This window comes from Lachnoclostridium phytofermentans, from assembly GCF_000733755.1.
GTDB lineage: Bacteria > Bacillota > Clostridia > Lachnospirales > Lachnospiraceae > Lachnoclostridium > Lachnoclostridium phytofermentans_A.
The window spans coordinates 363,378-376,311 of sequence record NZ_JPOF01000001.1 but is presented as its reverse complement, the minus strand read 5'-3'; the positions used below and the strand labels follow the sequence as shown (position 1 = coordinate 376,311).

At 36.2% G+C, this 12,934-nt stretch carries 9 protein-coding genes; 1 reads left to right on the top strand and 8 read right to left on the bottom strand.

What is annotated here, in order from left to right; all coding sequences use genetic code 11:
- Positions 1-79 precede the first annotated feature (79 nt).
- Entirely contained in the window at positions 80-502 is a 423-nt protein-coding gene (locus CC92_RS0101805; protein ID WP_029502126.1) for an HIT family protein, read from the top strand.
- A gap of 268 nt (positions 503-770) precedes the next feature.
- Here the strand turns inward: CC92_RS0101805 and CC92_RS0101795 are convergent, their stop codons facing one another.
- The 8 genes from CC92_RS0101795 to CC92_RS0101745 form a co-directional block, all read right to left on the bottom strand.
- The gene (locus CC92_RS0101795) at positions 771-2,591 is read right to left on the bottom strand and encodes an ABC transporter ATP-binding protein (RefSeq protein ID WP_051650638.1); all 1,821 of its coding nucleotides are present in this window, start codon (positions 2,589-2,591) and stop codon (positions 771-773) included.
- On the bottom strand, positions 2,578-4,434 hold the full coding sequence (locus tag CC92_RS0101790) for an ABC transporter ATP-binding protein (RefSeq protein WP_051650639.1): 1,857 nt from the start codon (positions 4,432-4,434) through the stop codon (positions 2,578-2,580). The genes CC92_RS0101795 and CC92_RS0101790 overlap by 14 nt, the downstream gene beginning before the upstream one ends.
- A 133-nt stretch (positions 4,435-4,567) precedes the next feature.
- Positions 4,568-6,373: a non-ribosomal peptide synthetase gene (locus CC92_RS0101785; protein WP_029502129.1), complete on the bottom strand. Its 1,806-nt coding sequence runs from the start codon at positions 6,371-6,373 to the stop codon at positions 4,568-4,570.
- A gap of 168 nt (positions 6,374-6,541) precedes the next feature.
- Positions 6,542-7,987, bottom strand: coding sequence for a radical SAM/SPASM domain-containing protein (locus tag CC92_RS0101780; RefSeq protein WP_029502130.1), 1,446 nt, complete (start codon positions 7,985-7,987; stop codon positions 6,542-6,544).
- The gene (locus tag CC92_RS0101775; protein WP_162175508.1) at positions 7,971-9,047 is read right to left on the bottom strand and encodes a BtrH N-terminal domain-containing protein; all 1,077 of its coding nucleotides are present in this window, start codon (positions 9,045-9,047) and stop codon (positions 7,971-7,973) included. Before CC92_RS0101775 ends, CC92_RS0101780 begins: the two co-directional genes overlap by 17 nt.
- Before the next feature lie 39 nt (positions 9,048-9,086).
- Complete coding sequence (locus CC92_RS0101770) at positions 9,087-9,857, bottom strand: hypothetical protein (RefSeq protein WP_029502132.1); 771 nt, start codon at positions 9,855-9,857, stop codon at positions 9,087-9,089.
- Between the two features lie 545 nt (positions 9,858-10,402).
- A complete protein-coding gene (locus CC92_RS0101750) occupies positions 10,403-11,674 on the bottom strand; it encodes a radical SAM/SPASM domain-containing protein (RefSeq protein ID WP_029502133.1) in 1,272 nt (423 codons plus the stop codon).
- Positions 11,675-11,719: 45 nt separating this feature from the next.
- The gene (locus CC92_RS0101745) at positions 11,720-12,934 is read right to left on the bottom strand and encodes a radical SAM/SPASM domain-containing protein (RefSeq protein WP_029502134.1); all 1,215 of its coding nucleotides are present in this window, start codon (positions 12,932-12,934) and stop codon (positions 11,720-11,722) included.

Here is a 12,934-nt window from a genome sequence, read left to right as displayed (position 1 = left end):
TATCCTTAACAGGAATGAAACAAAGAGCCTAATTTTCCATTGCCCTTTGTTCACATATATATTATTAGGAGGACCCACTATGTTTGACCCAAATTGTTCTTACTGTGCCGAAGGCGAATTAGTAGCTAAATTCGGTATCAAAATCTGTGAATTACCTGCATCCAAGGTTTATCTTTTCAAAGAGCAAAGCCATAAGGGAAGATGTATTGTTGCAAGTAAATTTCATGTAAGTGAAATGATTGAATTATCAGAGGAAGAGCGTAATGCATTTTTTGCAGATGTAAATAAGGTAGCTAACGCTATCCATCATGCTTTTCATCCAGATAAGGTAAATTACGGTGCATACGGTGATACCGGACATCATCTTCATTTTCATCTTGTTCCTAAATATAAGGATGAGTTTGAATGGGGTGGCATATTTGCCATGGACCCTAAACAAAAAACTCTTACCGATCAAGAATATGAGGAATTAATTGAAGCTATAAAAGCGAGCCTTTCCTAACTCCCCCTCAGAAAGATAGAAAATCAGGTCATCATCAAGAAAAATGCGCTTCGTACTTTTTTCTTGATAAAAGATAAAAAGTGCATCAAGATGATTAGAATACATTTCTACTCCTCTTTGATACACTTTTTTAAATTTTAATAAATGTTATTTTAACCTATAATAAGACAAATGCATTCTAGTTCTTCTTTCTTCGGCTATTTACTAAACATTCTCATAAATCTCTCCAACATAATCTGAAATACTCCACTCTACCTTGAACGATATTTTAAGAAGTATAGTTTTCATTCTCTCGATAGTACTGTGCTTGCTTATTATATAACATGGCATAAAGACCATCTTCCCGTACTATTAGCTCTTTATGATTACCAGACTCAGCTATACTCCCTTCCGATAATACGATAATTCGATCACAGAATTTACAAGACGACAGTCGGTGAGAAATATAGATTGCTGTTTTTCCACCAACCAATTCATGAAAATGTTCATATATTTCACTTTCTGCAATCGGATCTAGTGCTGCGGTAGGTTCGTCTAAAATTACAATTTTTGCATCTTTATATAATGCTCTTGCTATTGCTATTCTTTGCTGCTCTCCACCAGAAGGTTCAAACCCATCTTCTTCAAAATAGTGATAGATTGCTGTGGTTACGCCTTTTGTCAATTCTTCCATCCGCTCTTTCAAATTCACTTTTAAAATGGCATCCAATAACTTCGTTTCATTTCTTTCCTCTTGATTTAAGGTGATGTTCTCACCAACAGAGAAGGCAAGAAGCTTAAAATCCTGAAACACAACGGATAATAATTTCATATAATCTTCGTACCGATAGTTCTTAATATTAATTCCTTGCACTAGGATTTCACCATCAGTAACCTCATAGAGACGGCATAAGAGTTTAATCATTGTTGTTTTTCCTGCTCCGTTTACTCCGACAATAGCAACATGCTCTCCAGGTTTAATTTGAAATGAAATATCCTGTAAAATCAACTGATCACTTCCTGGATAAGCAAATGATACATTCTTAAATTCAATGGTAGGTATTTCTGTTAAGTCACACTCGATATCACCTAGATATAAGTGTTCCCTTATTGACATAAACGTCACGAATTCAAGCATAAAGAAACTCTTTTTTATCAGTTCCTGCCACTGAGATAACAAGGTATCTGCAGAACTTCCAAAGGTGTCGCAAGCATTTAAATACATGGTAAAGTCACCAATACTGATGTTTTTTTTAATCGCAAGGTATCCAAGATAAAGATAAGTGATACTGTTTCTAAACGTTGTAACCATACGAATGCCAAGGTTATACTTTAAGCCTTCCTCCGCTTGGTTTTTCCAAACCTTTGTCATACTTTGATTATACTGATCTGCATTACAAACCATCATCTCTTCTGCTTGATAGAGACGAATATCCTTCCCATAACGAAAGTCAGATAGCTTATAAAAGATATATGAAAACGCACGGTTTAAATTCGAAAATTGACCGAAATACTTTCTTTGCAGCGCATTTTTTTTCGCATTCCACAAGGTATTTAAACTGGTGTTAATAACAATAATCAGTAAAAGAAGCGGTGAACCAAACGCTAGGATTCCTACCACACCTATAAGCGTCAGAAAAGAAGATATCATAAGCGCCAAAGTTTCTGTAATACCTCCGATTCCTCCTGCCCATGACATTCCTGTCTTCGCTTTTTCAGCACGCTCTAGCATCTCTTTATTTTCAGTGTTCTCATAATCCATCTTCATGATCTTACGACCAAGTAAAGCATCAAAATGCTTGGTAAAATCATCTTGATAGGTTTTTGTTAATGTCTCAGATGTCATTGATTTGATAATGGATATTAAGAAATTAAAACCAACCATCAAAGAAACTATTAAAATTAAGTTTGAGATTCGTCTCTCATTTAGTAATTCATCAATCAGATATTTAGGAAATACTATCATAAGAAACGGTTGAACGGCACGACATATAATATCGATAAGATAAAGGAAAAAGTATGACTTCCGGTATTTCCATATCTCTCTATATAGGTACCCTATCGTAACTTTCGCTGCTTTTCCTGCAGAGATTGGTTTATCCGAATTCATATGCTTCCCCCTCCTCTGCTGTTTCTTTATAATACTTTGCTTGAGCATCAAATAGCTTCGCATAATCCCCTTTTTGCCTTATCAATTCTTCATGAGTCCCGTATTCCGTTAGTCTTCCATCAAAAAACAATGCAATACGATCACAAAATCTTGTAGAAGCCAATCGATGAGAGATATAGACTGCTGTTTTACCTCCAATCAAAGAATCAAAGTCTTGATATAGCTGATACTCTGCTAACGCATCAAGGGCAGCAGTCGGCTCATCTAATAAAACCACCGGAGCATCTTTATACAAGGCACGCGCCAGCGCAAGTTTTTGCCTTTCTCCACCTGATAAATCAGTTCCATTCTCTTGAATAATTTTTAGAAGCTGTGTATGTACTCCTTCTGGCAATTCATCTAGCTTTTTCGTTAAGCCTGCTCTTTTAAGCATTTCCTCTGCCCTTAACGAATCTGTCTCCTCTGGTGTCTTCATCGAAACATTCTCTGCCATCGGAAATGCATATAATTCCACATTCTGAAATACCGGTGAAAACAGAGTAAAATAATCCTCTTTATCAAATTCCCTGATGTCAATCCCGTTTAATAAAATCCGTCCTTCACTCGGTTCATACAGACGGCATAATAATTTAATCAGAGTTGACTTTCCAGCACCGTTAACTCCGACAACAGCTAGTCTTTCACCGCTCTTAATCGTGAAGCTTACCTCCCGCAAAGCATACGTTTCTTGTCCTTCATAATGAAACGAAACCTTATCAAATGTAAATTCGAGCTGTTTTCCTGCCTGAGAAGAAAGCACTTGTGCTACAGTTCGTAGAGCTTTCCTGCTCTCTTCCTCATACTCAAGGAATTCTCTAAAATCATTTACTTCTGCTGACTGATTTTTGATAACTGCTACCTTCCAGAAGAACTCTTCCACCGCCATGGTAAAGCTCTTAACCGAGGCAAGATATAAAGTAAAATTAGCTATGGAAAGATTTCCATATAAGACACTATAGATTAACCAAGTATATAAAATGCCTTCTTGAATCATTTTAAGAATCTGAAGGATAGAATGGCATCTAATCCAAAGATTGCGGGAGTATCGCAGTATCCTTTGCATTGACTTATTCACATCGCACCAACGTTCATAAATCCAATCAGCCATTTGATAGATACGAATGTCTTTTGCATACTCGAAATCTTTTGTCATCGTGTTAAAATAGTGGAGTTTTCTAAAATATGGTGATAGAGCGTCCCATACTTCTTTCTTATCTTTCTTCTTTGTTCGGTCAATCGGGAGAAATTGAAGCAAAACAATTCCAAACATAATTAGGACAAGTAGGGGATTTAAGGTTGATAATATAATTGCTGCTACCAGTGCCTGAAGAAAAAGAATCCCTAGTTTTAAAAAACTATGTATCATTCCTTCTATCCCTTTATTTTCATCATTCACAGCATTCATCGCCCGGTAATAGCCATTTAATACGTTTGGATTCTCAAGCTTTTGATAGTCCATTGTTAATGTCTTTCTCATAATTTTAGTTAAGAAGCGCATACGACAATGAATAATTCTCCACCATCCCTGACTTTGTAATACCCCGTTGATAAACTCGAGAAATAAGGTGACACCGGTATAGAGTAAAATCATGATGAGTAAGTTCCAAATCCCACGGCTTAATTCGATTTGTTCAATCACAAGTTTAATCAATATCGGTACGAAGAAGATGCTGATTGCACTAAATAGCATATGAAACAATAGCATAGGAATCAAGGGTCTCTGCCACTGCTTCATACCTCGATACAAAAATAAGATATTCTGATCTACACGGTAATTCTTTCGTTCCCTCATCTTAACCTCCATGTACTGCCTCTCCTAACATAAGTTACCTGGTTATGCAAACTTACCATCAAGTCTATATTCTTAAGCCTGCTGATATGTCTATATTCTTCAACCTACTGATATGTCTATATATAAAATCTCATCTTCTTACCTACTAATTATTTATTTCCAGCAATCTTGTTACACTATCTTCTATTTCTGCAATCGTTTCATAGGCATCATAGGATAGGGCTTCCTCTCCTAAACTAATCCCAAACTCTTCTTCCAGACGCACTATAATTGTTACATAGCCAAAGGAATCAATTCCGTATTCCTCTATTGGTGTCATTTTTGAATACTGCGTTGCAGGCTGTTCCATAACGTCTTGAAATATATGTATAATTTTGGTGAGCGTACTTACAGCTTCGTTCTCCTCTTTTGTAGCTGCAGCTTCCTCTTTTTCCACCAATCTATACCATTCTAGCATCTTAGAGCGGTCTTTTTTACCGCTGTCATTATACTTAAGCTCAGATACCTGCACTATGATTTTGGGTACCATATAGCTTGGAATATAATCCTCTAGGGACAGCTTTAGTTCTTCTATATTTAGCTCAGAATCCGAGATTAGAAACGTAATCAGCTCTCCGCCATTTTCCTTTGGTTGGTAACAAGTCATTGCATTACGAACCGCCGGAAGGGAAAGTAGTGCATTATCGACCTCCTCAAGTTCAATACGATGTCCCCGTACCTTCACTTGATTATCTTTCCGTCCCAAGTAAACAATGCGCCCATTGTCTAAGTACCTTCCGATATCACCGGTACAATAAGCCCTCTCACTCATTCCAAAAGGTAAGGTAATAAACCTTTCGTTCGTAAGCTCCTGTGCATTTCGATAACCGTTTGCCAATCCCTGTCCAGTAATAGCAATCTCTCCACTTCCTGATGTAACTTCGTAATGCTTTTCATCCAGAAGATAAAGCTTCGTAAAATCCAGAGGAAGCCCTATATTTATTATGGATTCCTCCGTAAGATCAGCGACCGAGGACCATATTGTAGTCTCTGTTGGACCATACATATTGTAAATCTTTGCTCTGGTGTTATCTCTAAGTGCTTGCAGCAATGCTTGCGGAAAATCCTCACCACCAACCATAACCGTATGAACCTTTGATAAAAAGCTAAGATTTCGATCAGCCAACCAAAGCATTTGTAATGCAGAGGGTGTCATCTGTATTACATTCACATCCTTTTTTATAATCAAATCTATCATAAGCTTTGGGTTTGTTCTCTCTTTTTCTGCCGCTAGAACTACGGTAAATCCACTATATAAAGCCAATACGGATTCTAAAAAGAAAATATCAAATGTCATCTTGGTAAAACATGCTATTCTAACATCCTTCGGAAATTGAATCTGTTTTGGCATGGAACATAAGAAATTCTCCAATCCACTTCGTAACACTTCTACTGCCTTTGGTTTTCCCGTAGAACCAGAAGTATATAATAAATATGCAAGATCTTTCTCGATATCCCCCTGCCGGTTCCCATCTTCTGAAGATCGGAAGTTTTGTCCGGAAGATAATGAAGAATGGAATTTTTTTTGCTCCGTTAAAGAATCTGTTCTTTCTGTGATTTCTTCTTTAGAGCTAAGAAGCAGGGGAATCATAATGTATTCCAGCTCTGTTTCGTGGTGGCACCATGGCTCATCAAGAATAACTTTTCTTATATTGGCATTGACAAGCATATACTCCAAACGTTCCTTTGCCTGATTACCATCCACTGGAAAAAAAGGAATTCGTAATTGCAGTAAAGCAAAAATTGTACACACCATAAGTGGTGTTCTTGAGAGAGAAAGAGCAATTACCTCATCTTCCACAACCTCATAATTACTTAACAGATTGACAATCTTTTGCACAGTCTGATTTAAGTACTCCGTATCGTAAAAATCATCAAGAAATATTATATTACCCTGTATTCTTATATCCATCGTTACACCTATTCCTTCACTCTGATACGTATTCTAGCATTGGTCTGTCAAAGCGGATATTCGCAATCCGCTTCTCTAGCAACTCTACTTCATAGTATATAAGTCCCTTTCAACGAATTGTTCCAGCACAGTTTGAGTAATACTTCAACTGGTCTTGATCACTCGTAATTAAAACAACATATTCTGTCTTTTTTCCAACAGCTCTACGAGAAACTCATGCTGGCTTGGTGCGCGATTGGTTAAATCATTCAGGTAGATTAATGCTCTTCTAATGACATGCTGCTCTACCTCGCATATAATTTCATCCGGTTTATAAATTGATTCATTAACCAAACAGGAGTTATGATAACAATCACCACCGCATAAATATCTCGCCCAACAATTCGAACAAGGATCATTCGTTTGAATTGTTAATTTAAGAAATGGATTTTCTTTCTTTAATTCCCCATTGATATTACCAAGCTTATATTCTTCCATACCAACAAAGCTATCACAAGGATATAAATCACCATTGGCAGCGATACTAACCTTACTTTTCCCTGCCTGGCATCGATTTTGTACGACATAACGGAGTAACAGTCGGCGGACTATTTTTCCAGCAAAATCATTGTCATTTAATATCATTCGAATATACTTCACCGAGTTAGTATTAAGTTCTTCATGGAAGAAATCAAACAATTCATCATACTTTTGCTTTAACTCCGGTAAATTCTCTTTTGTAATTGCATACTCGGAGTCTTTCTCTAACCGAACAATTTTCATCTGAACATTCTTTAGTCCAATGGATTCATGATGCTTTAAAATCTCAACCAAACTTTTTGTTTTGCTCGTAATAACCACTAGTCCCCAGATGTCTTTTGTGTGACGTGTCAGCTCCTTGTTATTTTTGATTCTGGCAATGTTATTTACTATCTTTTGATAGGTACCCTGACCAGTAACATCCCGCCTGATTAAATCATGCTGTGATTCATCCCCATCCAGACTGATTCCTATATTAATATTGTTTTCATCCAAATACTTAATAATCTCGTCGGTAAGCAAGGTTCCATTGGTACATAACCATAATTCCATTGGTTTTTTGGACTCTTCATAAAGTTTGTCGCTGACTTGCTTTACATGACGAATCACATCAAAATTCAGTAAAGGTTCTCCGCCACTCACAAAATCAATACGATACTTCTTATAATCTTTCATGTAGTTATAATAAATAAATCGTAAAGTCTTTTCTACTTGCTCCAAGGTAAAGCTTCTTTCTTCCCCGTGAAATACCTTTCCTTGGTCAGCAAAGCAATAGGAACATTGCAGATTGCACTGATGTACTGGTGGTAGGGAGATAAGACCTTTATTGTAATCCTCTAAAAATTGGTAATTCACTTCGTCTTTACTAAAATAATATCCTTCTTCAAATAATTCCTCTAACGAGGTGGTTGCTTCTTTTATTTCATCCTCAGACCATTTTTTCAACAAGTTATCATAGGAAGTTGTTTCTTCATAATAATCAAAGCAGTCATTGTACAATTCATCCAACTCTGCCAATGCCAGATGTGCATAATCAAACGCATAAACAGAATCCTTTTCCTTAAATCTTTTCGTATAATTAAATGGATATTTCATCACAGTCTCCTTTCCTGCTTTCATACAATTCCATTAAGCTCTTCCCATAACCTTCTTCCTTCTTTCTGATAGAATCAAGGCTGAAAGTTATATTCGATACATTTTCCTTGGACCACTTCACGCTATTTTTCATGATAAGAAACAATACTTTCTCATAATCAGATAATAGTAATGTTAGGTAGGTTAACAGGTTTGACTTTTCTATATTTTCTATCTTAAGCTTTTCTTCTTCCTCTTTCCTATCTTCCTCTAAATATTGATGAAAATAGAAGGCTTGAAGCTTTCTCGTAATATACAAGATAAAGATATCGTTATGTAATTTCCGGCACTGCTCCCTTCCCGCAGGACTATCGGTAAGTAGGTCAGGTACCATTTTCTCTAATTCTTTGAAGGCATCCAAACCGTAAAAGACATTACTCTTTGTAAAGCTAACTCTTTTTTTATAAAAAGTTTGATATATCTGCATTATTCCATATAAAAAAACCTGTTCCCTATCATATTCTTTTAAGAAGGGATGCAAGAGGTAGGTTGCTCTCTTTATCTCCTGGCCGCTAAAGGGATTGTTATCCCATTGATTTTTTGAGCCCCTTGCCTTTCTCAGAAGCTCCTCCTCTAAAAGGCCTTTATAAAAATGAGGCTCATACCAATCGATTAGCTGATATTGATTGTCTATAAAATCCGTTAGGATTATGGCATGAGAGCCATGATACTTTTGATAAGTGCTGCGATAAGGCAGAAAAAAAGAATCTACCGCCACGATGACAGGTCGTCCTTTTTCAAGCAGCTTCCTAACATAGGACACAGATTCTTCTTCGTCTTCAAAACAATTTCTCTCTAGATATTTGCGAAATGGCTCCCAAAGATTTTGATAAGGTGCACTCATCTGTGTCTCGTATTTTGTTAAACCCACTTTGTGAAGGAGGAGGTCACAAGAAACATCAATATAAAGAAATGCATCCCTCACTTGATTGTACTCCAACAACTGCCTTAAGCAGTTTTTTAAACAATGATAATGAAAAGCCTTATCATAACTAATCTCTTGATTTATAATTTTTTCCATTCGAACACCCATAGTATCCTTAATTTCCTTAAGTACACGTCAAATTCTATCTAATATATATGTAAATACTTCCTCTATACTTTCATATGGGATCGGTTTTATGTTTAAGTCCTGAAAGAAAGTAAAGTTATCAAAATACGTTTTATCTAAAGCCTTTGCCTCAGTAAATAATCGATATGGATTTAAGTAATGTAATTCAGGGAACTCCTGCAGCGGAAATTTCCTGACCTCTTCTTCTAAACTATAATAACCCGTTGAAAATACAGTATTCCAAAGGTTTTGATCAGACAGATACTCAAAATCCATCAATCCATTGATAAAATACAATTGATTGCAATTGATATTCTGAGAAACTATCGCTGCCAATGTACAGCTTGTTAATCCATTCATACTGATAAATGATAAATCTCTTAAGTAATTTGATTTCACAAGATATTGACAGCATAACTTCATCGCTACCATATTCGGTATCCAATAAGCGATACCTAAATTGTGAAATCCGTTTTCCTCCTCTGTGTCATAGTAACTATGTTTTGCCAATATAACCCTAGTACCTAGTTTTAACAGTTTTTGAATAAAAGTATCTTCCTCGCTGCCAAATCCCAATTCGTTTTGAAAGTTCAACACAACAATAGGAGCCGGACGATAAGCAAATCTTTTTAGTATAAGATCTCTTATTACAATTTGATCTTTCCCGGATTTATAATACACTTCATTCACTCTAACATCCTCTTCAGTTTTCTCTTCTTCTTTAAAAAAACTCACCTGACTCAATTCTTCCTTAATATAGCTTTCATAAAAAGTTGTCATACGTTTCTCCTTATAATGGTATATGATTATGCATAAAATTTTTAAAGCATCAGAAACAAGTAAAAGCTAACTCTCTAACACCCAACTACTGTGTAGGTATTACAACAACTTGGTATATAAGTATTGCAGCAAAAATTTCTTTCCCCAGCTTTCGCCTTTGCTAACCTTATCACTTTCATGCTAATTCCTCTTAGCATCCTGTTGTTGTATATGTATTACAGCAAGCACCTGTAAAAGTGTTACAGCAGAAATTCTTTTCCCCAGCTTTTGCCTTTGCTAATCTCGTTACCTTCATGCAAACACCTCCTATTCTTAATTAGCACTACCAAAATGCAGATTGCATTCGGTAACTATTTGCTAATAATCTTCAAATTTTAGCATCCTGTTGTAGAATATGTATTACAGCAACCACCAGTAAATGTATTACAGCAATAATTTTTCTCACCAGCTTTTGCCTTAGCAAGTCTCATAACCTTCATGTCAATTCACCTCCTAATACATAACCACATACCATTCTTTCAAGAATATTGCTATTCTAAAAAGCATTATGAACCATATCGAGCCAAGAAGTAGTTTTTTGCCATCGCAGAGTGTGTTAATTTAAGACAATATTGCTCTCCTAACTGGTGAACTGTTTTGGTAAAGAAGCATCCTCCAGCACAGACACCAACCAGACTACAAGAGTAGCATTTATCCGGTATGTCATGCATGCCAGGCCGTTCCTTATAAAAACCGCCAGCATTGACATCACCTACTTCATATCCTTTCAGTCCAGCAAAGGATGGGCAATTATATAACTTACCATCCGGGCAAAGTACAAAAAAATCCCTGGTACCATGACCACAGAACGTTTCCCACAAACGAAAATTAAACTTCTTTTCCTTAAGCTTCTTATAGATTGGTTCTAGATATTTCATTGTATGAGCAGTATGTCCGGATATCGCTTCGTTTGTGATTGGAGGATCCACCGGTGCGATTCCCAGTACCGCACTTTTTTGAAACCCTTTCTCTTCTAAAAAATCAAGCAGCTCACAAATATAAGGTGCATTCTCTTGATCTATATTAATACGAATAATTAATTCAACCTCTTTCTCTTTTAATATCGATATATTTTCAATAATCTGGTCAAAGGAACCTTCTCCATTTGCTAATATTCTACGTTTATCATGAATTTCTTTTGGCCCGTCTATGGTACACTGAATACTCTTTAGACCATACTGAGCCAATTCTTCTATCTTTTTTTCCGTAAGTAGATAGCAATTGGAAATCATATGTATCGTTAGCTCTATTCCTTCCTCTTTTAGCGTACTTAGTTCTTTTAGAAAAATTAAGTTTTGCTCATGACCTACCATCGGCTCTCCACCAAATAATTCAATCGTAAGCTTTTTTAATCCTCTTTCTAATACATATTCCTTAAGCCAAACAGCCATGGTTACGACATCATCCGCAGAGGCTATCTCAGAATGACACTCTGCTTCGTGTTCCGTGGACTCAACAATACAGTAAGGACACCTGAAATTACAGCTAAAGGTAGGAATAAAGTATACTAAACACTCACCGCTTGCATCTCTGCCTTCTCTGACTTTTCGGAATTCCTCCTCTTCCTTTTCTTCCTTTAGTACGATAAATTTATCTACATAGAGTTCTGATATAATATTTTTTGTATCTACATCCGTAATTCCATCCCGAAGATAAGCATTGATTTTCTCTAAATCTTTCGTCATTATTTTATTTACAGCACGATTTACACTATGAAACAGAATCACGTCATCGTTGCTGTTATAAAAGTTCACATACTTGGACCATCGTATTTTCATATAATCCCCCGTTCTGCCGTCGCATATTGAATTGTTTCATTTTTCCTAACCTTCTGGTTCATACTTTAATTTTAATAATTCCATGAGATACTGTTTTCTACAAACCTTTTTGGGCTGTCCTTGTGCTTCTTGAATTTTATCTCGATTTGGACATCCGCCACTGCACAAACCAGCTAGTTCACAAGACAGACAAGTATCCCAAGGTTTTAAAGAGATCTGCCTTTGATACTCCTTATTAAACTCTGCATCTCTTATGGAACCCACTGCATATTCTTTCTCACCAACAAGGGACGGACACTTATAGATAAGACCATCTTGATTAATCATGAACCATGCTTCACTCATCATCCAACAATGATTTAACTCTCCATAAGCAATTTGAAAACCCAGTTCCTTTGCCAACCTTAGAATATGAATCACTTCCTTTAATATAAAACTGTTTTGACCTGAATCCTTTAAGATCGTATCATTAATACAAAGCGCCGCGAATCGGTGGAATTCCATACGGTGTAACAAACGAAGTAAAATTGGTATGTTCTTATAATTTTGCATATCTATGTTCATCCGTATCACCAGACTTACGTTCTCATCCATTGTTACAAGGCTTTCTATATTTTTCAGTATTACATCAAAAGTGCCTTCTCCATCAGCGAAACAGCGTCTGGAATCATGTAGATTTCTCGTTCCATCTAATGTAATTTGATAGGAATGAAGATTTATCTCCATACATTCCTCAATGACTTTAGGAGTTAGGAGAACACCGTTTGTAATAATGTCATAGCTAACCTTTGGTATCTTTTGATTTAGTTGCTGTGCTATCTGCTTTATTACTTCCATGTTTAATAAAGGTTCTCCGCCCATAAAGGTTAACGATAACTCTTTTGCTGCACTCTTAACGATACGGTGTATCAACCAATCAACTGTTTTCCTTGCATTTTCCATTGACATATTGGTTTCTTTTTTTAACAGCCCTCCCTGTTCCCAACAATACGGACAGGTTAGATTACAATCATTACTCACGAATACCCAACAAGACAGACTATTGGTATCTTGATTCCTAAATTCGAGTGACTCTTTTAAAAGCTTTACTTCATCAAGCTGATCCTTAACCAGAAAACCATCAAGACAAAGCTGTTCCACACTTTTGATTGACCTATAATCTTCTTTTAATCCCTGCAATATTTTATGATTTAGAGAATTATAAGTCACTATAGTATCTTGATCACTCTCCCACTGCATATTATATCTTGACCACTTCAT

Coding starts and splice junctions, on each gene's coding strand:
- CC92_RS0101805 (WP_029502126.1), top strand. CDS start 80: ATGTTTGACCCAAATTGTTCTTACTGTGCCGAAGGCGAATTAGTAGCT.
- CC92_RS0101795 (WP_051650638.1), bottom strand. CDS start 2,591: ATGAATTCGGATAAACCAATCTCTGCAGGAAAAGCAGCGAAAGTTACG.
- CC92_RS0101790 (WP_051650639.1), bottom strand. CDS start 4,434: ATGGAGGTTAAGATGAGGGAACGAAAGAATTACCGTGTAGATCAGAAT.
- CC92_RS0101785 (WP_029502129.1), bottom strand. CDS start 6,373: ATGGATATAAGAATACAGGGTAATATAATATTTCTTGATGATTTTTAC.
- CC92_RS0101780 (WP_029502130.1), bottom strand. CDS start 7,987: ATGAAATATCCATTTAATTATACGAAAAGATTTAAGGAAAAGGATTCT.
- CC92_RS0101775 (WP_162175508.1), bottom strand. CDS start 9,047: ATGGAAAAAATTATAAATCAAGAGATTAGTTATGATAAGGCTTTTCAT.
- CC92_RS0101770 (WP_029502132.1), bottom strand. CDS start 9,857: ATGACAACTTTTTATGAAAGCTATATTAAGGAAGAATTGAGTCAGGTG.
- CC92_RS0101750 (WP_029502133.1), bottom strand. CDS start 11,674: ATGAAAATACGATGGTCCAAGTATGTGAACTTTTATAACAGCAACGAT.
- CC92_RS0101745 (WP_029502134.1), bottom strand. CDS start 12,934: ATGAAGTGGTCAAGATATAATATGCAGTGGGAGAGTGATCAAGATACT.